The following is a 25,817-nucleotide window of genomic DNA, read 5'->3' on the forward strand; positions in this document are numbered from 1 at the left end:
GTTAATTTTAGGTACCTATTCATGTAGGAATTCAGATAATGCACTATTATTGGATAAAGTTAAAACATATATAGGACAAACTTTAATGCATACTTAAAAAGGGTGTAAATGATTCTCTTGGGGTCGCATACGCTGCCTTTGGAGGGAGTGAGCCTCGGTTTAAGAAACAGTGTGTACATTTATGCATCTGCATTGGATGAATTCGGTGTAACGCTTAAAAAATTAAATGTTATTTCCGATATTCTTCGTGCCTTCCAATCAATTCAAGATGTGATTAGAAAAGCTTCCAACTGAATAAAAGTGGGAAAATGCGGAGTTCTCCCAATAATAATGCGGACGCCTTCTCGTTGTCTGAAATTTATGGGAATGAAAATTGTGATTAACGTTTAAGTCGGCGTCTTCCCGTCTAGACTTAGGTGTCTAATAGTTTTTGCTTTTGTTCCATAATTAAGAAGTTAGTTTAGAATCAGAATCTTGAATTTGAAGTAATTTTATTCTATTATTATAGGGTTGGTTAAAGTGCCACGAGTTAAATGAAAAAATTTCCAAATGGAAGAAGTTCATCGTTTTATTATTTTAGCTATCAATTTCATTAATGCACATAAACTTTCACTAACTTTGAGAACAAGGAGAAAAGAAGAAACAAATGAAAGAAAGAAATAGAGAAAAGTGGCTTAAAAACTTGATTCAATCAGTCATGGAAGCTGTCGAAATAGAGGTTGAAATTAGGCAGGAGAATAATGGAGTGAATATGAGTTATAATTTTATCCGAAACATTGTAGGCTTTGACCCAAGAAGGGTTCAAAAAGCTAGGAAAGAATTACAGATTCCAATATCACTCGAATTATATATTAAAATATTTACATTGCACGAATTGGGTCATGCGGTAGATCGAAAAGCTTTGTTAGATTCACTTCCAAGGACGATTGAAATTTTTGAAATGAAGAGGAGTTATCCACTTTCTGAGCTTTATAATAGTATGGATTTGCTTGCTATGCTAATTGAAGAGCATGAAATGAATATCGCATTTGAAGAGACAGCTTGGACAAATGCTGAAAATCTAAACAAGAAATACAACTTAGTTGAATGGGCTAGATTTGAAAAGGTAAAAGCACATAGTTTAGCAACGTACACCAGTTTATATGAAGAAGATTTACACATTTATAACAAGCTTGTGGCTGAGCATGGCGAACAAATCGCATAACTACTTAAAACCCCCAATGAAAATCGACAGTTGCTGTCATTTTTCAATGGGGGTTGTTCAATGTAGAAGGTTACTTCACTTCCGTAAAAACGTATCCAGGTTTCATAAATTTGTTTCTTAGAGATTATAATCAGTTTTCTTGTATCTAGTTGTGCTTCCGCGTTAGCTACTTTATTTGCAGATAAACCAGCTGCCCCCATTTTATCTATTTTTTCTTCTGTCGAGACCATTAAAGAATATATGTTAAATAAATTTGATGGATAAACTGAAAAAGATAGCGATTTTATTAATGAAGAAAAACTATGCACAGAGCTATTGTTTTTCTATAATAGAAAAAAATAGCTAAAAAAATTGAAGAATATATGTTTTAGATAGTGAAGAAGGGGAAGGTTAAGAGTGTACAAGAGAATGTACAAGAAATTAATAAAAAAGAGGAGGAATTATTAATGGCTAAGAACAACCAGAACAAACGTAACCAAAACGACGATGGCAACATGACAGTGGAAGAAGCGGGACGTAAAGGTGGGGAAGCTACCTCTGCAAATCATGGAAGAGAGTTTTACGAAGAAATTGGACAAAAAGGTGGAGAAGCGCGTGCAAATCAGCGCGATGACAACAATGACGATGGTAAAATGAGTAAAGAAGAAGCAGGCCGTAAAGGCGGCGAGGCTCGTGCTAAACAAAGAAATAATGATTAATTAAATATAAAGAAAATGTTAGCAAATAGTAGTATTAAAAGGGCTCTATATTGAACTGCACCCCCATTGTTGGACTCAACGAACAATGGGGGTGCGGTTCTTATTTGTAGAGCATTTTTAATTATGTCTACTATCGTAGAAAAAACTTATGTAAGAAGGTAATTTACTCTGCTATTGATAGCCCATTTTTTAAAAAATTTCAATTGAAAAGCCACTTAATCAAATCGTGCGGCTTCATTTTTTCATACTATTATAGTAACTTCCGCCAATTAGTGATTAATCTTACTGATTATTATTATAGTATCCTGTTAACTTTGATTTTGAGAAGGCCCTGAGATTATATAGAAAGTGTAAATTAAAGAAAAGAAAAGATATGGTAAAAGACAATAATAATGATCAAAATAAAATATTTTTGGTGGATGCAGACTGTAAAGATAGAGAAAATAGCACTAGCGAAAAACGAATAATTGACGGTATTTAAGTACATAATCAAAGACGTGAAAACAGCTGGATGTGGAACTGCTCCGCCTTTAACTATTTTTTTGTTAGTTATGAATAAGTTTGGAGGTATTTAGGTTGGATTATTTAATAAACGGTGCAAAGCTCATTATCGGCTTGGTTGCTCTACTGGTTGTTATTAGACTATTAGGAAAAAAACAACTCACTCAAATGACGCCGTATGATGTTGTTTATCTCCTTGTATTCGGTGGAATTCTTGAAGAGAGTCTATATGATGAAAAGGTGTCCATCTTGCTGTTCTTATTCTCTGTCTCCGTTTGGGCGATCGCTATTTATGTCGTTGAAAAAGTTGTCACCATTTCAAATCCCCTACGTATACTTATTAAAGGCGAAGCGGACAGGCTTATCAATGATGGGCAAATCAATAAAAGATTGATGGACAAAAATCAATTGGAAATGGAGCAGTTGAGAACGATGCTCCGCAAGCAGGGGATTTTCTCACTGAGAGAAGTACGCGATTTATTTATCGAGCCAGGAGGAGATATCTCGGTTAATCAATACGCCAAGTATAAAACCGTGGTTAGTCAGGATATTAACCTTGAAAACGCAGAAGAAGAACCGACCGTACTATTAATTGATGAGGGACAAATCAAGAGGGAAGTTCTGGGTTTGATTGGTAAAACGGAAGCGTGGCTTTATTCCGAAATGGAACGTTTAGGATATGTTAATCTCGAGAGTATATTGTACTGTGAATGGTCAAAAACAGAAGATTTTTTTATAAAAACGTATGACGATACAAGTAATAGCAAGAGGTAAATAGTAAAGCATGATCTACTCCAAGATGAAAAATCATCCAAATTAATCTTAAAAGAAATTGATGATTAGATCGGAAAACGAAAAACTAGATAGCATGAAGGGGGAAATCTAGTTATCTGCTTGACGTTAAAATGTTATCTTTTATTCCTGTTTAATGCCAATTGTTATGGAGACCGGTGTAAGTAGATATATAAATTGAATAAATACCTGAAAATGCTGATGTAAGAAGAACCTGAAACTCTTAAAATATAAGGGGGGGGGAAGGAGAGAATCAGTGAAATGCTAGCTATTTGCTAACTTCTAGATTTTGAACACCTATGACAAGGATCATTCCTACGACAAATAGTTGAAATGGGATTCTTAAATAATAGAAGGCTTGATGGCGAGTTTTAATAGGGTAATATTTTTTGTGCATATTCATTAACTGTAGGCATGTTGTCCGTTGGAAAGTCAAATGCATCTTTCATCTGCACGGTAACTAATGAGAATGCGCACGTGCTCATGGCCAAAAGATCGTAATAAAAGTTAGAAGTATCCTCAAACAAAGTCTTAGATGGTTCAAAATCAGAAATCAGAAAAGCATTAATTTTGTTTTCAACTGCACTTTTTTCTAGAGTTCTTTCGTCGCAAAATAATAAAAAAGAAGTTCAATTATCATATTTCATCATTGAAGCATTCCTTGCATAAGTTGACTAAACTTATGCAAGGTCTTTTCTTCGATGTTTTGTCGTGTCGTTATGAATGTTCAAATGTAGGTATTTGCTATTATTCTTGCGAAAAATAATTAAAATTAATTTCTTCAAAAATAGGAAGCAGTACATAGTTTTTTAAAATCGTCAATATTTCTTGCACATATTTCCGAATCACGAGCATGTCATAAGGGAAATCAAAAACAAATTCTTCTTCCACAAATAAAGTGTTCATGAAATAAAAGTAATTGTGTTTCATGCCTAATAAGTCATCGTTAAAACGTAATATATCTTGATGGGAAGTATCTGATAGTTCGCAGTTAGGAATTAAATAAATTGCTACATGATTTCCCTTACTAGAAGCTGTTTGAAGGTGTTCATCATGAAGTAATAAGTAGGGGGTTTTGTTATCATCACTCACGACTACTTGAAAAAAATCGAAATCACGTAATCGTAATAAACGTTTAAATCTAGTGTTTAATGGCCTCATTTTTCTTTCCGATACTACATTTGTGACCTACAAAATTATAGAGGTTTTTTATAAATGGAAAAAAGGGTGATAAATTGATAGGGAAATTAGTATGTTTCCTCTGCCACAATCATAACATCAATAGAATTTTCTACAATTACCAATAGGATAGGTACAGAGTGATTTTCCATTTTATTAGAAATAAGGCGGAACGAGTATCTACATAACGAGTATATTTAAAAATCTCTTGTTCACAATTCGCTGAATCTATTGTACAATTTATAGACTACTAATTTTGGAGGGAAATTTTGGTGAAATTTAAAAAAATTGGGGTCATATTAAGCTCTTCTGCTTTAACATTTGGGATGTTCGCGTCTGTTGCCAATGCTTCAACCACAACGATTGGACAACCTGAAAAAGTACAAATTCAAGTTGCTTCAACAGAAACAGTTTTTTCGAAAAATGATTTAATTAAGAGGTTTCGTGCTTTGTTTCCCAATCAGTTCGACTTTTTATCGAATAGTGATTTTCGTGTGGAAAATAGTTTCTTTTATCCTGAAGATGATACGTTACGTTATGGCCTATCCTTCTTTAAGACAATTGATGGTAAGCAAGTAAATGGTAATATTGGATTTGTTGGAGAGAATTTAGAAATTGAGCAATTTTATTATCAACCTTCTAATGAAGCAGAAGCTTTATTTCCCGCCAAGGTCTCAAAAGAGGAGGCTAAGAAAATAGCCACTGATTTTATCAAGAATATTCTGGGTGGAGATGATTTTCAATTAGAAACGGATGTCTATAACTATTATCCAAATCAAATATTAACTGAACCAATACGTTACTCATTCTCTTTTGCCCGGACGGAAAATCAAGTATCCATTTCTAATCAAACAATAGGAGTATCTGTTCTTGGCAATGGTGAAGTTGTTAGTTTTCACAGAAATCCTGTGGAGTTGGAAACGTCTACCTTTGATGATCTAAAACAAGTACTTGATAAAAATGAAGTTTTAAAGAAAGTAAAAGAAAATCTTGCCGTAGATTTGCAATATCATATTGATACGGATTATCGAACGGGTGATCGCCAAGTTCAGCTTGTTTACCAGCCAACAACAAAATTACAGGGGGTTAACGCACTATCAGGTAAGTGGTTGACTACAGACGGGTACTCAGCGGACTTCCCAGGGAAAACAAAAATCGAAAAAATTACAGCTGATTCACTACCGGCAAAACAGAATGGAATTACTTTAGAAGAAGCAAAGAAAATTGCTGAACAATTACTTGCCATAAAATCAGATAAGGTTAAGTTAAATATTCAATCTATCGATGAAATAGAAAACCAAAACGGACAGGCAGTTATTAGCATTCAGTATATGTATGAATATGCGAGTGGTGGAACTGGAACGAATTTGGAATTAGATAAAAATACGGGCGAGATTATTCAATATAGTGATATAAAAAGTGGAATGCTAGAACGGATTGAAGATAAACCTGAGAAAGAGAAAACGCTGTCTCAGAAGGAAGCCCTCACTCAAGCAGTGAAATATATTAAGGAATGGGCTCCGTCTAATGCACATCACTATGCTATGCCTATAGAGGAATCACACTTTGAAGATAGACAAGGTGCTTATTACTTTTCTTTCCCGAGAATTGTAAATGGGATTACAGTGATAGGGGATCAAATTGGTGTAAGTATAGCCAGTGATGGTTCTTTAAACAGCCTTAATGTCAATTATCAAGAGATGGAAAAATGGCCATCAATTGATGAAGTTATTTCTGAAGAAGACGCAATTGCTACCTTGAAAGAGGCACTAAGCCTAAAACTTAATTATATGAAACAAGAGAACAACAAAGATAATCATCACTATGATTTAGTCTATTCACCTGTTTTTAATGATGCAGACCTTAGTTTTTTAAATGCTAAGACGGGAGAATGGGGTAGCTTGTATGGTGGCGGAAATTCAACCGTCATTTCACATCCTTGGGCAGAAGAGGAACTTAATTATCTTATTAATGCCAAAATATTAGATATTAAAGATACTAAAAACTTTAATGGTGATGCCTCTGTATCAAAAGGGGAAGCGATAAAAATCATCATGAATTCACTTACTTATATTTATTACGGCAGGGATTATGGAGGTAACGAAAATACGAATCAGACTTTTGATAATATAGATGCCAAACACCCCCTCTATCAATCGGTCGAACGTGCCGTTGAAATGGGCATTATTAAAGGAGACAGTCAGAGCTTTGACATGGATGCACCCGTCAAAAGAGAAGAATTGGCAGCTTGGTATATACGCGCTCTAGGTCTTGAGCAAGCAGCTAAGCAAAGCAGTATTTATAAACTTGATATTGTTGATGCAAATAAGGTGCAAAAAGAATACACAGGCTATGTAGCTTTGGCAACATCACTGGGATTATTAAAGACTGACCAAAATCACTTTAACCCTGAACGAGAAGCGACGTATGCCGAGTTAGCAGTTTCAATTATTAAGCTAGCCCGAGAAATAACTGAAAAAGGCAGGGGCCTGAATTATTGAAATGTAAGGATATAACTATTTAATAACCCTCCGCCGTATGAGAACTCAAACGGTGGGGGGGTTTAGTTTGTCTAATCTATTACCAATTTCTTCAGTTGGTAACACCTGTTTTAAATGAATGTATAACACCGATTACGGATTATCACCGACTAAAATCGTAGCAATCATCGTATTGGTTACTCCCCTAACTATGGAAATACTATTATCATTCTGATTTGCCAACATCGATGGAAGAAAGCCTTTATCTATCAATTTTTTAGATGGCTACAAGGTCAATCGTGATCATATTCCTTATTAAAAAGAGATCCTACCTTTAATTTGCAAAGGTAGGATCGTTTTTTTTGCTTCAACTATTATCGAAAGCGTAAAAATCAATTGCTTGATCCATTAAGGCTATAAACTATTTGACTTTCGTCGCATAATCGCTCTTTGGATCGGATTTTTAGTGTATTTATATTCTGATGGAAATAAAAACCCCTTTACATTGTTGAAATGAAAGGGGCTACAGAAAAAATTGTACTCTTTCTTTTGACCTTATTTTCTACGGTCAGTTGTTTACGAAATAGTTATACCAGCACTTGCAGTACCTATAACAGTAGCGGCCAAAGGAGCACCAGATACTGAGAATACCATTAGCAATCGATCGCCTACCGATACCGGTACGGGTGCGAAACTCGCTGATCCACTAAGTGTAGTGCCTACTGTCAAGAGATTTGTTAGAGTTGGGGCTAAATTCACGCTTATACCTGTTGGACTGAAGGTATTACTTCCAGCAGGTGCGCGATAGACTTGTGCATTGACAGTTGCAGTTGTTGCAATACTCAATGCAGTAGTTATTGTGTAAGCAGCGGAAATAGCCGTTATGCTACCTGCCCGTGGAACTGAAAAGGCTTCATTTATCAAACCTGTCAAGTCTATCGTGGTGCCAAGAACGACAGGGCTCGGAATGGCAGTGCCAAATCCAATGAAAAAGGGGATACCAGCTAATCCACCTACGAGAGAAGTCAATGCAACAGGTACTAGTCCAGAAGCGAATGGGATAATCGAACCAGTGTTGGCTGTTGGGATTATACAAGCTGCATCAATAGCTCTGAATGGTCCCAAATTACAATTGACGTGCCCAGTATCGACACGGAAGCAACCAGAACTTCCGTGACGAGATCCACCAGATCCACCAGATCCACCACATCCACTACATCCATGAAGTTTAAAATTATTAGAATTCATTTTAACACCTCCTTTCTTTGTTATCCTATTCAAAACAATTGCAGGGCGGACGGGCAATTAACTAATCGTTAATAATAGTTTTTAACTCATCCTAGCGTAATGTAGATTATTTGGATCAACTGTGTAGCTTTCGAAGCGCTACAGCTAGCTAAATTCCGCTGACCTTCTTACTAGATTTAAAAAAATAGCCATTCTGACACTAAGTCAGAATGGCTATTTTAAATGGGGTATATAATATGCCGAATACAGGAAATTAATCTGACTAGCAATTATTTTTCAGTAGCTCTAAATTATTGCTTCTTCCGAAAAATATTGAACAGCGATAATGTTTCTTTGTTTTTATGTTGTTGTCGTTTCATTTCATTCGAAATTTCAATTGGGGCTTTGTCCTCCTCAATTGTAGTTGCATTATGCACTTCCTCAGGTTCCGGCGTTACCGTTTCGATAATCTTCGGCTCGCTAGCCGTGAGTAACATATCAGGATCCGGCATCACTGTTTCATTAATTTCAAGCTCGCTAGTCGTGAGTATGGAAGCCGGATTCGGTGTCACTGATTCGTTAATTTCCGGCTCGCTGGTTGTTACTAACAAAGCCGGATCTGAATTCTCGTTTACGTTCATTGGAATCGCTTGTTGTTTCACAACGTTAGTCAGATGAATGGTCAATGGCCTATTTACATTTTTGTACAGCCTATTATGGATTTGCCCAGTATGAATGCCAGTATACGGAAAACTTTGCTTACCGAATTGCTGCTCTGCTGGATATTCCTTTTGAATATCCATACTTACTATAGGCGTTGTATCACTCGAAACTTCTTGGATGTTATTAGCGTTTCCTACCAGATTTTGCAGTTGCCTATAAGATGGTGGGCGATTAGATTTTCTCATGGAAGTATTAGATGTAGTTTCTTCTATATGGACCTCTTCTTTATTATTGGCAATACTTATAGATCTTGCTACATCAACTGGAGAAATTACTTTTTCTATAAGATCCTTGCTACCATCTTTTATTAATTTATTCTTGACTACGGAAAAGTCTTGATTCAACTCCTCGATTGTTTGATTAAGGGAGTCCATTTGTACTGAAAAACTTTTAATTTGTTGCTCATACTCCTCCAGTTGTAAACTTTGCTTTTCATTCATTAGTTCCATTACACCTTCTAATTTTGAGACTTTTGTTTTGAAACCATTCGCTTCTATCTTCAAGGCTAGATAATCGTCAACCGAATTCCCAATTTTTAATGTGGTTAGGGTATCTTTGTAAGTCGCAATTTTCTGCTTTAATTTTTCAATGTCCTCAGCGGAGTATAACTTAGAGTCTCCCATCAATTTTCACCCCTTTGCAGTACATTACTATTCTATTAATGATGTTTTCATTGCGTGACAAATTGTTTCCTGTTAGACGTGAATTTACTCAGTGATAAATTATTTGTCACTTTCAGCCTCGGTTCTATATATGATGAAGAAATGGATTCTCAGGGGACGATATCCTTTCTGAACTACTAAATTAGTATTAATTACTTCCTTCCTCCATCCTTTATGTGTCTAAGTTAATAAATATCTCGATAAATCATTTCTTTGCCCATACACTGATTTTTCCACATCATATGCTACGAACGAAAGATAAAAAATTTGGAGGTGTCTGCAACATGCAAGGAAAAGATCATTGTGATGGGAAAGAACTAATTTGTATAAATGTCGACAAGGTGTACGACTGGATTGTGAAAGAAAATTCGTTTGATTTTGCACTTCCAACGGGACCAATTGCTTTTACTCCAACGGGTTCAGTACCAACTTCAGCAACTGCAGGACTGCTTACTGGTGCGACAGTTACATGTGAAGTGAGCCCTGCTATGGCGTTTCCAATCGAGATTCTAAGTCGTGAGAATCGCCCGTTTTGTATTGATGGAAAGACTGTTCTTCTTCAACAGCTTCACATTCGTAAGAACTTTGTGGTAACAATTGTCGTGACTTTAACAAACGGAACGGTGCTGAGAAGTGCGGCTATTCCGCTTACCCGTTGTGAACAAGTTACCTTATGTGCACCTGAAGGAACAGACGTTGTAATTACGTATACGGATCTAGACTGTTTCGTGTGTTCTCCTGGGACACTCACTGTACCAACGGGTACTGCTGCTGGTTCAATCGTAATTACTGGCTTAAATCTCTCTGTAGCTACTTGCCAAAGCATTCAATCGACATTCCCGGTAACTGTTGAATTTTTAGCTGATTACTGTGAACCAAGAGATGATTTACCAACTGCGTGCCCTCCACCATTGCGCCCGCAACAATGCTCTGTTGTTTTCCCTGATACCGGACATTGCTGCCACTAATGTCGGCTAATGGTGATAACGAGTAAGCCTCAAACATATAATGAAGGGAGGATATTCCTCCCTTCATTTTTTTGTAACGTCAAAAAATATAAGCTCATGAATAACCTTATTAAGCCAATTAGGGCTCTGCTGTCACCTAAAGGCTCGGTAATAGTCGAGTTTTCTAATGGAAAAGGGGTAGAGAATAATGAGTAATAATCACAAAGATTTGGAAACAAAGATTACGCAGCTTCAGCATCAAACAAAATCATATGTATATGAAATTAAAAAGCTGGTAGATGAGCTCAATGATTCCGCCAGAATGAATATAATTAGCTATTTTACTTATTCATTAAACATTTCTCACGATCCTGAACAGGAGAGCTTATGCCTAGGAACTTACCATGTACATAATATGGGGAATCAGCCAATCACAAATCCTTATTTGTGTATAAAAATTCCTGAAGAATCTCCATTTTCATTTTCCGGGCGATATGTTTATGAAAACTTCAAACAGTCATTGAAGAATGCCGGTGGATGGGAACGAATAAATGATAAAACGAATCAAGAGGAATTTTGGCTAAAACCTTTGGGTAAAACATCCCTTGAACCTAATGAGACCATTTCATTTTCAAACTTCCAGATAAAATGGTTACCAGTAGAATCATATGCAGGTACTATTATGGGATTTACGTATAGTGATCAACTGAAAGATGGAATAGCCGTGATTAATCCCATCAATCTCAATGGAACTGTACGTGTAGAGGGGGTAGAGAATGAGTAAAACAGATGAAATAGAATTAATAATGAAGCATATAATACGTCAAATTATGAAAGATCAGTTTAACGAACAAACAGAAGATAAACAGGAAAACAACAATAGTTTTGTCTATTTAGAGAAAAGCACATTGAATATGTTGATTATGTATATGTTGATGAATGGTGAGCGTCGGCCTGATAAAGAGGCAAAAGGAGATTCTGACGTGAAGATTTTAGAGGAACTTGAACAGGCAATTATGGCCAACAAAGAGGACTTTGAGGAAATCATCACTCTACTTAAAGAAAGAATCTAAATTCATTTGATACAGCCTTTTGCTTGGAAAATAGCTGCGATAGGAGGGAATGACGTGAATAGTGAGAACGTCAAAAATAACGATCCCTTACAACTTCAACAAATAATCATCTTTTTAAAGGCGGAATTAGCTAAATATAAATACGAAGTTAAAAAGTATCAAGATAGCTATCACTATTCATTAGTAGAAAACCTTGAGCAAGAAAATATACAATTGACTAACGAAAAAAAAGAACTGGCTGAGGAGTTAGTTAAGTTAAATCAAGAATTTGAAAAAAGGGCTATCGATTATAAAGGATCTGTCCAATTGCAAGGATTACAAGGGAAAAGATACATCACTTCTATTGATTCCTTTCAGAAAACAAAAACAGATCTACTACCAATTAGCAAACAGCTAGCTGAAGTTATTAATAAATTGAAAGACGGAGCTAATACCGATCAACATAGATACAAAAAACATGACAGGCAAGTTACATCTCTTCATAAAAAACTTGCTAATAATAAAACGACTATAGAACAGCTCGAATACAAGCTTGGTGATCTCATTCAAGAAACAAATAAACAAGTACACTCCCAACTGGAGAAGTTAGACATAGCCAACAAAGAGCGTACCCAGTCCGAGAAAGTGAGACAACGATTACTAATAGAAATAGAAGAAAAAAATAATACTATAGGAAAACTCCAACATGAAATATCGAATTTAAAAGAACAAAATGAAAAGCATACTGTGGCTGTTGCAATAGAAGAAAAAAGTCTAACTAATAAAACGACTATAGAGCAGCTCGAATATAAGCTTGTTGATCTCATTCAAGAAGCAAATAAACAAGTACACTCGCAACTGGAGAAGTTAGACATAGCCAACAAAGAGCATACCCAGTCCGAGAAAGTGAGACAACGATTACTAATAGAAATAGAAGAAAAAAATAATACTATAGGAAAACTCCAACAGGAAATATCGAATTTAAAAGAACAAAATGAAAAGCATACTGTGGCTGTTGCAATAGAAGAAAAAAATCTAACTAATAAAACGATTATAGCTCAGCTCGAATATAAGCTTGTTGATCTCATTCAAGAAGAAAATAAACAAGTACACTCGCAACTGGAGAAGTTAGCCATAGCTAATAAAGAGCATACCCAGTTCGAAAAAGTGAGACAACAATACCTACTAGAACTAGAAGAAAAAAATACGACTATTGGAAAACTCCAACATGAAATAGTGAATTTAAAAGAACAACATGAAAAGCACATTGATGCTATTGCAATAGAAGAAAAAAATCTAACTAATAAAACGACTATAGAGCAGCTTGAATATAAGCTCGTGGATCTCATTCAAGGAGAAAATAAACAAGTACACACGCAACTGGAGAAGTTAGCCATAGCCAACAAAGAGCATACCCAGTTCGAAAAGGTGAGACGGCGATTACTAAAAGAACTAGAAGAAAAAAATACTGCTATAGGAAAACTCCAGCATGAAATAGCGGATTTAAAAGAACAACATGAAAAGCATAATGAAGCTTTTACAATGCTAGAAATAAAATTGAACCAGAAGAATGATAGTCAAGCAGGGATGGACTATCATTCTTCTACACCTACTATTGATACTGAAACACTTATCTACTTAGACCATCAAATAAAAGAGGTAGTAGCCAAAACGTTGGATTACGAAGAGAAATTAGATGCGAAGTTGCTTGTTGTTAATAATTTGGAACAGAAATTAGATCAACTTACTGATGAAATTGACGGAATAAAGATTTTTAGTATAGAGGGGAGGGTTTTAAAAGAATTTTGACGATTATTGGTGTGTAATAGGATGGTAGCGAGTAAAGTAGATTGCATTTTGGTGTTCTATATTTACCTGAAACTCAATAGGATTACCCATAAGGCTCAACCTTTTCTCGAAAAGTTCTGAGCCTTTTTTGTTATGTTCTATTATAGAGTATGGACATAGCGACTATTAAGCTATCACTAATCCGTCTTTTGTAAAAGTAACACCCGCAAAAAAAATGAACCCCCTTTGTTAATCCTTAATCTAAGCGTTTACATTTCGTCACAATTGACCTATCATACTTGTATACAAGTATATCGGGCATCAAGTGGGGAAGTGAAATCATGAGTGAATACAAGGAATTACTATATCCTGAAAAATGGATTGCGAACGCTTCCATGGGAGCGCGTTTAGCGTGCGAGCTTAGAATGCGGATTATTTCTGGCATGATAGAAAAGGGTACTGTTTTATCGGAAAATAAATTAGCGTTGGAATTTGAAGTAAGTCGTTCTCCTATCCGGGAAGCACTAAAAGTATTGGCATCAGAAAATATTATTCGATTAGAAAGAATGGGAGCGGTTGTAGTTGGGTTAACCGAGAAGGATATCGAGGAAATTTACGATGTTCGTTTACTGATAGAAACCTTCGTTTATGAACGGATTGTTAAAATAGATACAAGTGAATTAGTGAAAGAACTAAGTAAAATACTTGAATTGATGGAAGTCGCCATTAAATACGGAGATGCAGATGAATTTTCTTATCAAGATGTTTTATTTCATGAAACGATTATTCGTTCAATTGACCATTCATACATCATGTTGATTTGGAATAATACGAAACCTGTGATGGAAAGTTTAATACTTTTATCGATGCGAATGCGTTTAGAGAAGAAATACGATGATTTTTCACGTGTATTGAAAAATCATGAAATCTACATTGAAGCCATAAAAATAAAGGATAGAGATATCATGATTCAAGCATTGCATCAAAACTTTGATGATGTTCAAGATAAAGTGGCAGACCTTTGGATGTCCCAACAAATGCTCGAAAAAGGAAGGGAGCGATAACTATGACGAACTATATGCTAGGTGTAGATATTGGTACAACGAGTACTAAAGCAGTTCTATTTACAGAAAAAGGTGAAATTATTCAACAGGAGAATATCGGTTATCCTCTTTACACACCAGATATTTCGACAGCTGAACAGAATCCAGAGGAAATATATCAAGCTGTATTACAAGCAATTTCAACCATAATGGGGAAATCTCAAATCTCTTCGGAAAAGTTATTGTTCATTTCATTTAGTAGTGCGATGCATAGCGTTATTGTAATGGATGAAAATGATGAGCCCCTAACGCAGTGTATCACCTGGGCAGATAATCGAAGTGAAGCTTGGACACGTAAAATAAAAGAAGAGTTAAATGGGCATGAGGTATACAAACGGACTGGAACACCTATTCACCCAATGTCCCCTTTAAGTAAAATTGCTTGGATTGTGCATGATCGTCCTGAAATAGCGACAAAGGCTAAAAAATATATAGGCATTAAAGAATATATTTTCAAGAAATTATTTGGTCGGTATGTTGTAGATCATTCTTTGGCTTCAGCAATGGGGATGATGAATCTGGAAAGATTGAATTGGGATGAAGAAGCATTGGAGATAGCGGGTGTCACGCCGGAGCAGCTATCTGAACTTGTACCGACAACCGAGATTTTTAATAATTGTAACGTAGGAATAGCGAGTAAGCTTGGCATTGATCCACAAACTGTATTTGTCATTGGCGCAAGTGATGGAGTGCTTTCTAATATAGGTGTGAATGCAATTGGTAAGGGTGAAGTAGCGGTAACGATTGGGACAAGTGGTGCAATCCGAACAGTCATTGACCGTCCTCAAACCGATGAGAAAGGACGGATATTTTGCTATGCATTAACTGAGAAACATTGGGTCATTGGTGGGCCAGTAAACAATGGTGGAATGGTACTTCGATGGATTAGAGATGAATTTGCATCATCAGAAGTAGAAACAGCAAAAAGACTAGGGATTGATCCATATGAAGTGTTAACGAAGATTGCTGAACGTGTAAGACCGGGATCTGATGGATTGTTATTTCATCCATACCTAGCGGGTGAACGTGCACCGTTGTGGAATCCTGACGTGCGCGGCTCATTTTTCGGTTTAACAATGACACATAAAAAAGAACATATGATTCGGGCGGCTCTTGAAGGTGTGATTTATAATCTGTACACAGTATTTTTAGCACTAATTGAAGTCATGGATGAACCAGTTATCCGAATTCAAGCAACTGGTGGCTTTGCAAGGTCTGATTTATGGCGCCAAATGATGGCCGACATATTCGATTTGGAAGTAATTGTCCCGGAAAGTTATGAAAGTTCATGTCTAGGTGCTTGCATCTTAGGGCTTTACGCTACGGGGGAAATTGAATCATTTGACGTGGTATCTGAAATGATTGGCAGTACTTATAAGCACACACCTATGGATTCTAATGTGCAAGAATATAGAAAACTATTACCGATATTCATTAATTTATCCAGAGTATTGGAAAAGGAATACACAAGCATCGCAGATTATCAGAGAAGCTTAAGTAAAGAGTAACAAAAAAGTTTGACCCTAAAAGAAAAAATGTAACACGGACGGTGCTTGAAACGATTATTTCGGAGTAAAAAAAGACTATTAATTAGGTTTGAGAAAAGTTGTAGGGCATGTCATTTCCATCTTTAATTAAGTAATAAAAAATGATCTTTCATGAGTTCACATTGAACTTACGAAAGATCATTTTTTATTGTTTATTGCATATCAAAGCTGCCCTATTGAACGAAGAAGAGATGGTGGAGCCAAAAACAAAAACGTGAAGTCCGCTAGCCCCAAACATCCCATGTAGCCTCCAGGGATCATTGCCACAATTCTAGCGCACTCTGTATTTTATTCCAGACTGGAAATAGGCATAGGTGAAAATCGCTGCCAACAAACCAATACGTTTTCCGAATATAGAGTTAGTGACAGCTAGATTTGAATTATCTAGAACTTCTTTCATATCTACTAAAGTGTCTTGTCTTGTCATGGGAATAAAAAAATCTTTAACATGGAAAGCGACATGATCTATGTGCAGAATCGTCGTATGCGTTATTTGGAAATTGTCTAAACTTACTTGTCCTCTTTCTATCGACTTCTTTGTTTGATAAGCAAATAGATAAAGTAAGGTGCCCCTATTACAGCTGTCCATACACCTGCAGGCACTTCAATCGGTGCAAAGGCAACACGAGCAATCCAGTCTGCAACAACAACGAGAATTGCTCCAATGATTGCGGATAAACCTACCATTGAACCAAAGGTAGGGCCGACAATTCTTTTTGCAATATGTGGTGCGATTAACCCAACAAACCCAATACCGCCGGCAAAAGAAACGGAGGCACCCGTCAAGGCGGCACAAAGTAAAAGGAAAATAATTCGGTTCTTTTGAACTGGGGATCCAGCACTTTTCGCCAAATCATCACCAAGTTCTAAAACGTTCATTTCCCTCGTCATGGCAAGCGTGATGAAAAAAAGAATAGTAATCCATATCGCAATCATTCGAACTTCAGTCCAATTTGAACCGTAGATACTTCCAGTGATCCAAATATTCGCTTGGCTCGCCTGATGGATTGGTCCAACAAGCATAAGTACGGTTGTTCCAGCATGCATAAATGCTGAAATTCCAATCCCTATAAGTAACATTCGGAAGGGGGCAATGCCGTTTTTCCAAGATAACGTGAACACAATCGCGGCTGTAATCATCGCACCAACGAAAGCAAATAACGGCATCCAATCTTGACTCACTGTTAGCGCATTACTTTCATTTGAAAACAATGCTAGAAATAATACAACTGCAAATGAAGCTCCTGCCGTAATCCCAATGATATCTGGGGAACCAAGAGGATTTCTAGATACACTTTGCAAAATGGCGCCCGCTGTCGCTAAGCCGATTCCAACTAAAATGGCCATCATAATACGAGGTAGCCGAAATTCAAAGATAATCGTTTGATCAAAAGACTCACCAATACCCAAAATAACTTTTAAGACATTTAAAGGTGAAATGAAAAACTCACCAGAACTCATCGATAGAATAGCTACTAACCCTAAAAGCAACGTTGCAATCATCGTTGTAAACAAAGATTTCTTATCTAAAATAAACGAAGCAACATTTCCTATTCGAACTGTCACTTTATTTTTCATGCCCCAAATCTCCTTCTTGCCACATAAATAAAGAATGGAACACCGATTAATGCAGTCATGACTCCAACCGGCACTTCCTTGGGCATTATAATGTATCGGGCTGCAATATCAGATACGAGTAAGAGAATTCCACCGTATAATGCACAAAATGGAAATACCCACTGGTGTTGGATCCCGATGAATGATCGAACGATATGAGGAATAATGATTCCGATGAAGCCGATAGGACCCGCAATTGCTACAGAAATACCTGCTAATACAACTACAATAAGAGAAAAAACAAATTTTAATAGCACTACATTCTGACCTAATCCAGACGCAACATCGTCACCCATTGCTAGTAGGTTCATTTGCTTCGCCAAAACAAAGGCTACCAGCAATCCAATCACCATATAAGGCAATCCTGTAATTAATAGACCGATAGGCCGATTGGCTACGGAACCTGCGAGCCAAAATAATACTTGATCGAGTGCTGTTTCGTTAATTGTTAGGAATCCTTGTGTCATGGATGAGAATAAAGCGGAAACTGCTGCTCCTGCTAATATAAGCTTCATTGGCGTTAACCCTTCTCTGCCAATACTACTTAAAACAAAGACAATCCCGAAGGAAACGGCCGCTCCGACTAATCCGAACATCATATAAGATTGGAGGCTTTGTACTTGGAAGAACACAACCCCAATTACGACAAAGAAAACAGCACCAGCATTAATACCTAGAATACTTGGAGAGGCTAATGGATTTTTCGTTATGGATTGCATAATTGCACCTGAAGTGGCTAAACAAGCTCCAACAGCTGCAGCAATTAATGCACGTGGTAAGCGTACATTTTGAATGACAAGATGTTCAGTTGATCCGTCATTTTCTTTAAATGCGGAAAAGGCAGTGGACCAGCTTGTATCTGTATAGCCGTATACAATACTAGAAAAAAAACAAAGAATGAAAACTAAACTACTTACGATAAGAGCAATCCACTTACCCCTTGATGTATGTATCATGACTTCCTCACTTCATTGAGAATTATTTTCAATTCACTGTTGACATGAAATATATTAGCATATAGCATACTAAGTGTAAATGATTTTCATTCTCAATTAACAGGAGGAAATAATGTACATGCGAAAAATATCATCCCTCATACTTATTATGAGTATTCTTGTATTAGCGGCTTGTGGGGCTACTAAGGAGTCAAAAGATTCAGGTGAAAGTGCACAACCAGCTGATGTAGAAACATATACTGTCGATCATGCAATGGGAAGTACAGATGTAAAAGGAACACCAAAACGCATTGTAATCTTAACAAACGAAGGTGCTGAAGCCCTTCTATCAATGGGAATTCAACCTGTAGGTGCAGTTCAATCACCCGCTGAGAAAATTTGGTATGATCATATGGACATGACAGGTACTGAATCTGTGGGTATTGAATCAGAACCAAGTTTAGAAAAGATAGCATCTTTAAAACCAGATCTGATCATTGGGAATAAAATGCGTCACGAAGCAGTTTACGAACAGTTAAGCAAAATTGCCCCAACTGTTTTTGCAGAAACGCTTCGCGGGGATTGGCAGGAAAACTTTAAATTATATGCGAAAGCAGTAAATCAAGAAGAAAAAGGTAACGAGGTATTAGGTGCATACAATAATCGCGTTGAAACAATCAAGACTGAATTAGGGGATCAAACAAATAAAAAAATATCAATGGTTCGCTTTATGGCGGGAGATGTACGCATTTACCATAAAGATTCCTTCTCGGGTGTGATTCTAGATCAACTTGGATTTGCGCGCGCAGATGGACAAGATGTGGACGATTTTGCTGAAAAAGGCCTCACGAAAGAACGTATTCCAGCTATGGATGGCGATGTGCTCTTTTACTTCACTTATGAAACTGGAGATAACGAAGCTACGAAGCTTACAAACGACTGGATTGAGGATCCATTATTTAAAAATCTAAATGTCGCGAAAAGTGGAAACGTCTCACAAGTAAATGACATCATTTGGAACACTGCTGGTGGTGTATTAGCAGCGAACTTAATGCTGGATGATATTGAGGAGTATTTCTTGAAAAAGTAATTTAAATGGAATGAAATAATAAAAAGATGAAAACAGAAAACAGCCCGATGATGCGATATTTACTCGCTTCACTGGGCTGTTTTTTTTTACATAATTTACTGTTCAGCTGCGTCTTCTTTAGGATACTTTATCACAAACGACGTTTTGGTGTTCTGATGTGGCCGAACTGCAAAAAAACTAACTAGTAAATCGTAAGCATACAAATCAAATAAAAAAGGTATGTATGGTAGGAGCCCAAACATACCTTGAAGTATCATTAATTATCCGGCTACTGGAACATCGTGATTAATAATACGATGGCTCCAAGCAGGATTGAAATCCATGCCAATGCTTTTTGTGGAGAAGCTAAACAGACTAAGCCTAAAACGAGTGCGCCACCACCTAACCAATAAGGAGCATAAAAGAACCCTATAGCCGCTAAAATTATTGCTAACCAACCAATCCAGATGCCCAAGGAAGTTTTCAAGTCAATGACCTCCCTTCAATTTGATGGGAACAACAACTGAGTAAACGGGTCGTTCGTTATTGTTCTTATAGTTTATTATATGCAGGGTTACAGAGGGGACAGTGGTTAATGGACTCATTATTAATATTATTATTATGTGCATTTAGCTCACTTAGGATGGGGGAGCAAGAGCGGCGGGTTACGCAATCAATTCTGGAAAAGGATCAATTGACAGAAGTGACTTATTGGTACCTTGATTGACCTATTTAAGCTAAGAGGGACGTAAGAATTTAAATGAAGGATGGCGAAAGGCTGTTTAGCAACTATGTTGTTTAAAGTGACAAGCAATAGTCTGAATCTGTGAAATAAATTAATTACTTTCCAAAAAGGTGTTGCTAATTTTCCAACAATGATGTAAAGTCTGTAATAACGTAACTAAGCAAATCCAATTTAATAGTTTTTCTTATCTAGAGAGGTATAGGGACTGGCCCGATGACACCTCAGCAACCGCCATTTTATGGCATGGTGCTAATTCCAGCAAGTTGATAACACGACTTGGTAGATGAGGAGAAGACTTATTCAGATTTAGAGTCTACTTCCTTTATTCAACATAGGAAGAGGCTCTTTTTATTTTAACTAATTTTCCCATTAAGTAACATATTTTGAAGAATGATGAAGAGAGTTTCCGGAACGGGACTTTGGGAAAGTGAAAGGAGCAAGTGATAGTCGTGAATTTACTAGATACTATGAAAGAACGAATTTTGATCGGTGATGGTGCAATGGGAACTCTACTTTATTCTCACGGTGTGGATCTTTGTTTTGAAGAGCTGAACTTGACACATCCAGATCAAGTGCTTCGCATCCACCAAGCCTATATAGAGGCAGGTGCGGATATTATTCAAACTAATACGTATGGTGCGAATTATATCAAGTTAGCACGTCATGGGTTAGAGGACAGTGTAAAAAAGATAAATAAAGCCGCAGTTCAAATTGCGAAAAACGCAGCGGGTAAAAATACGTTCGTCCTTGGAACTATCGGGGGTATTCATGGATCTCGAACATCCATTGGAACAAAGGATGAAATCAAGCGCAGTTTTAGGGAACAACTATATTGCTTACTTCTTGAGGGAGTGGACGGCCTACTTTTAGAAACTTATTACGATTTTGATGAATTAACAACCGTGCTCAAAATTGCACGTGAGGAGACAGATATCCCGATTATTACGAATGTTTCAATGCATGAGGCGGGGGTGCTCCAAAATGGGATAGAGCTCATAGATGCCTTACAGCAGTTGGAGGATTTAGGTGCAGATATAGTAGGTATTAACTGTCGCCTTGGCCCTCACCATATGCTGAAGTCTCTAGAAACTGTGCCGTTGATGAAGCGTGCTTTACTTTCGGTGTATCCGAATGCTAGTTATCCAGGATATAAGGATGGGAAACTTTTTTACGAAAATGAGCCTGAATATTTCGAGAAGTTCGCACTGAGTTTTCGGAAGGCAGGAGTTAGTTTAATAGGAGGATGTTGTGGGACGACGCCAGAACATATTAGGGCCCTAGTGAAAGGACTTACAATTCGGGAACCAATTCAAGAAAAGCTTGTTAAGAAGAAGGAGGTAAAGACAGAGGTTGTGGAGTCTGAATTGAAGGAATCTCAACCCCCAACATTGCTTGAAACAGTGAGAAAAAGACATTCGATAATTGTTGAACTTGATGCGCCCAAACATTTAAACACGGGCAAGTTCTTTGAGGGGGCTCAGGCGTTAAAGGATGCAGGCGTGGATGCCATTACACTGGCTGATAATTCCTTAGCGACGCCAAGAATTTGCAACGCTTCAATGGCTTCACTTGTTAAACAAAAGATTGGTGCAACACCTTTGGTCCATATTACATGCCGAGATCGCAATCTAATTGGATTACAGTCACATCTCATGGGATTACACACACTGGGTATTACTGAATTGCTAGCGATTACGGGGGACCCTACGAAAATTGGTGATTTCCCCGGAGCAACATCCGTTTTCGATGTGACATCCTTTGAATTGATTCAACTCATAAAGCAATTCAATGAGGGCATTTCAAAGTCTGGAAAGTCATTGCAACAGAAAACATCCTTTACTGTGGCAGCGGCCTTTAATCCGAACGTGCGTCATTTAGATCGTGCTGTGGAGAGATTAGAGAAAAAAATAGAAGCGGGAGCCGACTATTTTATTACCCAGCCTATCTATAGCACGGAGAAGATAATTGAAGTATACGAGGCAACAAAACATATTGAGACGCCAATTTACATCGGAATTATGCCGCTGACTTCATCGCAAAACGCCGAATTTCTACACAATGAGGTACCAGGCATTAAGTTGACGGATCAAGTACGTGCAAGAATGGCTTTATCTGATGGTAATCGTGAGCAGTCTACGAAAGAAGGTTTAGAGGTTTCGAAAGAATTGATCGATGTGGCGCTGGAGCATTTTCATGGCATCTATTTAATCACTCCCTTTATGCGCTATGACATGACTGTGAATTTGACGGAGTATATACACGGTAAAGTGGACGTGATTGTAGCAAGGGAGGTGGTCCAAACCGAGAGTATCGTGTATTAAAACAGGTTGAAAAAATACAATAAAAAATAAAGGGGCTAACATACAATGGTAAAAGTACAAAGTTCAACTAGTGGATATCCAAGAATCGGTGGAAAACGTGAATGGAAAAGGGCGTTGGAAAGTTTTTGGAATGGGGCAACATCAGAAGAACAGCTACTGAAAACAACGGAAACGCTTCGTTTAGAAAGTCTACAGAAACAAAAAGAATTCGGTGTTGATCTAATTCCGGTTGGAGATTTTTCATTATACGACCATGTGCTGGACACATCTATTATGTTTGGTGTCGTACCAAAACGCTTCGAGTATGCGGGTGGTAAAGTACCTTTGGAAACATACTTTGCAATTGCGCGTGGAACTAAAGATGCGGTTGCCTCAGAGATGACAAAATGGTTTAATACAAATTATCACTATATTGTTCCGGAACTAGAAGGTGTAACGCCGCAATTAGTAGAGAACCGCCCGCTCGCTTTTTATAAGGAAGCAAAAGAAAAGCTGGGTATTGATGGCAAGCCGGTTATCCTAGGCCCAGTTACATATATTAAACTGGCAAAATCTTTTGGCGAAGAGAATTTTTCTACTTTATTGCAACAGTTTACGCCGTTGTACATTGAAGTATTGAAAGAGCTTGTAGTGGCAGGCGTTGAGTGGGTTCAGATTGATGAGCCGATTCTTACAAGTAAGTTGACAGAAGAGGATTTCCAACATGTGCAACAGGCATACGCAGCAATTCATGAAGCAGTGCCACAATTAAAGATTATCCTACAAACTTATTTTGAAAAAGTAGCTAATTATGAAGCGGTTGTTGCGCTGCCGGTACACGGATTTGGTTTAGACTTTGTTCATGGCGATTCGCTTGAATTGCTACAAAAATATGGTTTCCCTCAAGACAAAGTACTTGCGGCGGGTGTCATTGATGGTAGAAATGTGTGGAGAGCGGATCTGGATAAAAAAGTAACACTATTAGAAGAAATTCAGTTACATGTTGATAAAAGCCGTTTGATTGTTCAACCTTCCTCTTCACTTCTTCATGTTCCTGTCAGTACGGAAACTGAAGAGAAATTGGATCCAATTATTAAAGGCGGTCTGTCATTCGCTGATCAGAAGCTTGCTGAAATTGTGCTCCTTAGTCGGGGGATTCACGATGGCACTGAAACGATTGCGACAGGACTTGAGGAGAGCAGAAATGCACTTGCACGTCTAAATAACTCGAAGTATCGGCAAAACGTTGAAGTGAAAGAAACGATTGAAAATCTAACTGAGCAAGATGTAAATCGCTCATTGCCATTTGCGAAACGAATTATCGAGCAGCAAAAACGTTTTAATTTGCCTCTTCTGCCGACAACGACAATCGGGAGTTTACCGCAGACGCCAGAAGTAAGACAGACAAGATCTAAATGGCGTAAAGGAGAAATTACAAACGAGGCCTACGAGCAATTTATCAAAGATCAGATTGACAAATGGATTGAAATTCAAGAAGACATCGGCATTGATGTTTTGGTCCATGGTGAGTTTGAAAGAACAGATATGGTTGAATACTTCGGTGAAAAGTTCGAAGGATTTGCAGTATCACAGTTTGGCTGGGTTCAGTCTTATGGTTCTCGTTGCGTCAAGCCACCACTCATTTTAGGTGATGTTGCGTTTAGTGAACCAATTACTGTGAAAGAAAGTGTCTATGCTCAAACGTTAACGACGAAGCCTGTAAAAGGTATGCTGACGGGCCCTGTAACGATTTTGAATTGGTCCTTTGTCCGAGATGACATTCCACGTTTCGACGTATTGAACCAAATTGCATTTGCACTTCGTAAAGAAATTGAAGAGCTTGAAAAGAACGGTATTCGCATGATTCAGGTAGATGAACCTGCGCTTCGAGAAGGTTTACCGTTGGATCAAGATAAACGTGAAAGTTACTTAGATGCTGCTGTCTATGCATTCAAATTGGCAACTTCTTCTGTTGAAAATGACACGCAAATTCATACGCATATGTGTTACTCGGAATTCAGCGGTATTATCAAATCCATTAGCGCGCTGGATGCAGATGTTATTTCAATCGAAACGTCAAGAAGTCATGGCGAAATTATCGCTGCATTTGAGAACAATACGTATGATAAAGAAATTGGCTTAGGCGTTTATGACATCCACAGTCCACGTGTTCCAAGCAAGGAAGAAATGAAACAAAATATTAATCGTGCACTCAAAACAATTAATCCAAAACAATTTTGGATTAACCCGGATTGTGGCTTGAAAACAAGAAAAGAAGAAGAGACAATTGGCGCTTTGAAAATCATGGTTGAAGCGGCGAAAGAAGTTAGAGAAAGTCAATTGGCTACGCTTAAGAATTAATTACTTAAGTTGAAATAAAGATTTCTTTCAAATCCGCTTAGGCTACGCCAGTAAGGCACCATTGCTTTGTTATTACATGTATTCATATGTTCACAATAAAAAAGGTATCTTCCCGTACATTAATGACGGGGAGATACCTTTTTATTGTGGTCGGGGGATTATTGGTCTGCGAAGTATATGCTCGGTTGGTGAGGGATATGATCGGTTGCGTGAAGTATATGCTCGGTTGGTGGGGGATATGATTGGTCGTGTGAAGTATATGCTCGGTTGTCGGGATATATGATTGGTCGCGTGAAGTATATGCTCGGTTGAAGGGATATATGATTGGTCGCGTGAAGTATATGCTCAGTTGACGGGATATATGATTGGTCGAGAGAAGTATATGCTCGGTTGACGGGGTATATGATCGGTCGGGTGAAGTATATGCTTGGTTGGTGAGGGATATGATTGGTCGCGCGAAGTATATGATCGGTTTGCGTGGTATATGATTGGTCGCGCGAAGTATATGATCGGTTGTCGGGATATATGATTGGTCGGGTGAAGTATATGCTCGGTTGTCGGAGGATATGATTGGTCGGATGAAGTATATGCTTGGTTGTCGAGGGGATATGATTGGTCGCGCGAAGTATATGCTCGGTTTGTGGAGTATATGATCGGTCGCGTGTAGTTTATGCTCGGTTTGTGGAGTATATGCTCGGTTTGCGTGGTATATGCTCGGTCGTGTGAAGGATATGCTCGGTTACGCAGGAAAATATGATGAGCTTAGGTCAGCATTTTTACTTTTGCCTTATGTGGTATCCTTTCATATACTATGGCACTTTGAAGTGCGTACTACCTAATTTGATTTACTTGTGTATAATTAGTATAGGAAGCTGAATTACAATCAC

General features: G+C 37.6%; 19 protein-coding genes and 1 riboswitch. Of the genes, 13 read left to right on the forward strand and 6 right to left on the reverse strand.

The window, feature by feature from the left end; all coding sequences use genetic code 11:
* Positions 1-646 precede the first annotated feature (646 nt).
* From AZE41_RS02915 to AZE41_RS02925, 3 genes are all read left to right on the forward strand, one after another.
* Positions 647-1,204 carry an integrase gene (locus AZE41_RS02915; RefSeq protein ID WP_067205439.1) on the forward strand — a complete coding sequence of 186 codons (558 nt, stop codon included), beginning with the start codon at positions 647-649 and terminating at the stop codon, positions 1,202-1,204.
* A 446-nt stretch (positions 1,205-1,650) separates the two neighbouring features.
* Complete coding sequence (locus tag AZE41_RS02920) at positions 1,651-1,902, forward strand: KGG domain-containing protein (RefSeq protein ID WP_067205442.1); 252 nt, start codon at positions 1,651-1,653, stop codon at positions 1,900-1,902.
* A gap of 576 nt (positions 1,903-2,478) precedes the next feature.
* Positions 2,479-3,177, forward strand: a complete 699-nt coding sequence (locus AZE41_RS02925) for a DUF421 domain-containing protein (RefSeq protein WP_067205445.1) — start codon at positions 2,479-2,481, stop codon at positions 3,175-3,177.
* Between the two features lie 765 nt (positions 3,178-3,942).
* Here AZE41_RS02925 and AZE41_RS02930 read toward each other — a convergent pair.
* Entirely contained in the window at positions 3,943-4,356 is a 414-nt protein-coding gene (locus AZE41_RS02930) for a hypothetical protein (RefSeq protein ID WP_067205448.1), read from the reverse strand.
* A 290-nt stretch (positions 4,357-4,646) separates the two neighbouring features.
* Here AZE41_RS02930 and AZE41_RS02935 point away from each other — a divergent pair, with 290 nt between their 5' ends.
* A complete protein-coding gene (locus AZE41_RS02935) occupies positions 4,647-6,875 on the forward strand; it encodes a YcdB/YcdC domain-containing protein (RefSeq protein WP_156475946.1) in 2,229 nt (742 codons plus the stop codon).
* 555 nt (positions 6,876-7,430) lie between these two features.
* Here AZE41_RS02935 and AZE41_RS02940 read toward each other — a convergent pair.
* Together AZE41_RS02940 and AZE41_RS02945 are read right to left on the reverse strand one after the other, a co-directional pair.
* Positions 7,431-8,102 (reverse strand): exosporium glycoprotein BclB-related protein, encoded by a 672-nt coding sequence (locus tag AZE41_RS02940; RefSeq protein WP_082786471.1) that lies wholly within the window; start codon positions 8,100-8,102, stop codon positions 7,431-7,433.
* A 290-nt stretch (positions 8,103-8,392) separates the two neighbouring features.
* On the reverse strand, positions 8,393-9,427 hold the full coding sequence (locus AZE41_RS02945) for a hypothetical protein (RefSeq protein WP_067205454.1): 1,035 nt from the start codon (positions 9,425-9,427) through the stop codon (positions 8,393-8,395).
* A gap of 323 nt (positions 9,428-9,750) precedes the next feature.
* Between AZE41_RS02945 and AZE41_RS02950 the strand changes: the two genes are divergently transcribed.
* The 6 genes from AZE41_RS02950 (at position 9,751) to gntK (ending at position 15,864) form a co-directional block, all read left to right on the forward strand.
* A complete protein-coding gene (locus AZE41_RS02950) occupies positions 9,751-10,434 on the forward strand; it encodes a BMQ_0737 family morphogenetic spore coat protein (RefSeq protein ID WP_067205457.1) in 684 nt (227 codons plus the stop codon).
* A 187-nt stretch (positions 10,435-10,621) separates the two neighbouring features.
* Entirely contained in the window at positions 10,622-11,197 is a 576-nt protein-coding gene (locus AZE41_RS02955; RefSeq protein WP_067205459.1) for a hypothetical protein, read from the forward strand.
* Complete coding sequence (locus AZE41_RS02960; RefSeq protein WP_067205462.1) at positions 11,190-11,486, forward strand: hypothetical protein; 297 nt, start codon at positions 11,190-11,192, stop codon at positions 11,484-11,486. Before AZE41_RS02955 ends, AZE41_RS02960 begins: the two co-directional genes overlap by 8 nt.
* Positions 11,487-11,540: 54 nt before the next feature.
* Entirely contained in the window at positions 11,541-13,274 is a 1,734-nt protein-coding gene (locus tag AZE41_RS02965; protein ID WP_067205463.1) for a coiled-coil domain-containing protein, read from the forward strand.
* A gap of 320 nt (positions 13,275-13,594) precedes the next feature.
* A complete protein-coding gene (locus AZE41_RS02970; RefSeq protein ID WP_067205466.1) occupies positions 13,595-14,317 on the forward strand; it encodes a GntR family transcriptional regulator in 723 nt (240 codons plus the stop codon).
* A 2-nt stretch (positions 14,318-14,319) separates the two neighbouring features.
* Positions 14,320-15,864 carry a gluconokinase gene (gene gntK / locus AZE41_RS02975; RefSeq protein WP_067205469.1) on the forward strand — a complete coding sequence of 515 codons (1,545 nt, stop codon included), beginning with the start codon at positions 14,320-14,322 and terminating at the stop codon, positions 15,862-15,864.
* Between the two features lie 564 nt (positions 15,865-16,428).
* On the opposite strand, the gene AZE41_RS02980 is transcribed toward gntK, so the two are convergent.
* Together AZE41_RS02980 and AZE41_RS02985 are read right to left on the reverse strand one after the other, a co-directional pair.
* Positions 16,429-17,481: a FecCD family ABC transporter permease gene (locus AZE41_RS02980; RefSeq protein ID WP_067205471.1), complete on the reverse strand. Its 1,053-nt coding sequence runs from the start codon at positions 17,479-17,481 to the stop codon at positions 16,429-16,431.
* Positions 17,478-18,476 (reverse strand): FecCD family ABC transporter permease, encoded by a 999-nt coding sequence (locus tag AZE41_RS02985; RefSeq protein ID WP_067205474.1) that lies wholly within the window; start codon positions 18,474-18,476, stop codon positions 17,478-17,480. Before AZE41_RS02985 ends, AZE41_RS02980 begins: the two co-directional genes overlap by 4 nt.
* Before the next feature lie 112 nt (positions 18,477-18,588).
* Between AZE41_RS02985 and AZE41_RS02990 the strand changes: the two genes are divergently transcribed.
* Positions 18,589-19,545, forward strand: coding sequence for an ABC transporter substrate-binding protein (locus tag AZE41_RS02990; protein ID WP_067205476.1), 957 nt, complete (start codon positions 18,589-18,591; stop codon positions 19,543-19,545).
* 268 nt (positions 19,546-19,813) lie between these two features.
* On the opposite strand, the gene AZE41_RS02995 is transcribed toward AZE41_RS02990, so the two are convergent.
* Positions 19,814-20,011, reverse strand: a complete 198-nt coding sequence (locus tag AZE41_RS02995) for a hypothetical protein (RefSeq protein ID WP_197485359.1) — start codon at positions 20,009-20,011, stop codon at positions 19,814-19,816.
* Between the two features lie 439 nt (positions 20,012-20,450).
* A riboswitch (SAM riboswitch) is annotated at positions 20,451-20,559 on the forward strand.
* A 159-nt stretch (positions 20,560-20,718) separates the two neighbouring features.
* Here AZE41_RS02995 and AZE41_RS03000 point away from each other — a divergent pair.
* On the forward strand, positions 20,719-22,590 hold the full coding sequence (locus tag AZE41_RS03000) for a bifunctional homocysteine S-methyltransferase/methylenetetrahydrofolate reductase (protein ID WP_067205481.1): 1,872 nt from the start codon (positions 20,719-20,721) through the stop codon (positions 22,588-22,590).
* Between the two features lie 45 nt (positions 22,591-22,635).
* Positions 22,636-24,930 (forward strand): 5-methyltetrahydropteroyltriglutamate--homocysteine S-methyltransferase, encoded by a 2,295-nt coding sequence (gene metE, locus AZE41_RS03005; RefSeq protein WP_067205484.1) that lies wholly within the window; start codon positions 22,636-22,638, stop codon positions 24,928-24,930.
* Positions 24,931-25,817 lie beyond the last annotated feature (887 nt).

This window comes from Sporosarcina psychrophila, from assembly GCF_001590685.1.
GTDB lineage: Bacteria > Bacillota > Bacilli > Bacillales_A > Planococcaceae > Sporosarcina > Sporosarcina psychrophila.

Bases quoted from the DNA above. Each gene is read 5' to 3' on its own strand.
- metE (WP_067205484.1), top strand. From the start codon at position 22,636: ATGGTAAAAGTACAAAGTTCAACTAGTGGATATCCAAGAATCGGTGGA.
- AZE41_RS02955 (WP_067205459.1), top strand. From the start codon at position 10,622: ATGAGTAATAATCACAAAGATTTGGAAACAAAGATTACGCAGCTTCAG.
- AZE41_RS02970 (WP_067205466.1), top strand. From the start codon at position 13,595: ATGAGTGAATACAAGGAATTACTATATCCTGAAAAATGGATTGCGAAC.
- gntK (WP_067205469.1), top strand. From the start codon at position 14,320: ATGACGAACTATATGCTAGGTGTAGATATTGGTACAACGAGTACTAAA.
- AZE41_RS02915 (WP_067205439.1), top strand. From the start codon at position 647: ATGAAAGAAAGAAATAGAGAAAAGTGGCTTAAAAACTTGATTCAATCA.
- AZE41_RS02920 (WP_067205442.1), top strand. From the start codon at position 1,651: ATGGCTAAGAACAACCAGAACAAACGTAACCAAAACGACGATGGCAAC.
- AZE41_RS02980 (WP_067205471.1), bottom strand. From the start codon at position 17,481: ATGAAAAATAAAGTGACAGTTCGAATAGGAAATGTTGCTTCGTTTATT.
- AZE41_RS02985 (WP_067205474.1), bottom strand. From the start codon at position 18,476: ATGATACATACATCAAGGGGTAAGTGGATTGCTCTTATCGTAAGTAGT.
- AZE41_RS02950 (WP_067205457.1), top strand. From the start codon at position 9,751: ATGCAAGGAAAAGATCATTGTGATGGGAAAGAACTAATTTGTATAAAT.
- AZE41_RS02940 (WP_082786471.1), bottom strand. From the start codon at position 8,102: ATGAATTCTAATAATTTTAAACTTCATGGATGTAGTGGATGTGGTGGA.
- AZE41_RS02945 (WP_067205454.1), bottom strand. From the start codon at position 9,427: ATGGGAGACTCTAAGTTATACTCCGCTGAGGACATTGAAAAATTAAAG.
- AZE41_RS02930 (WP_067205448.1), bottom strand. From the start codon at position 4,356: ATGAGGCCATTAAACACTAGATTTAAACGTTTATTACGATTACGTGAT.
- AZE41_RS02990 (WP_067205476.1), top strand. From the start codon at position 18,589: ATGTACATGCGAAAAATATCATCCCTCATACTTATTATGAGTATTCTT.
- AZE41_RS02960 (WP_067205462.1), top strand. From the start codon at position 11,190: ATGAGTAAAACAGATGAAATAGAATTAATAATGAAGCATATAATACGT.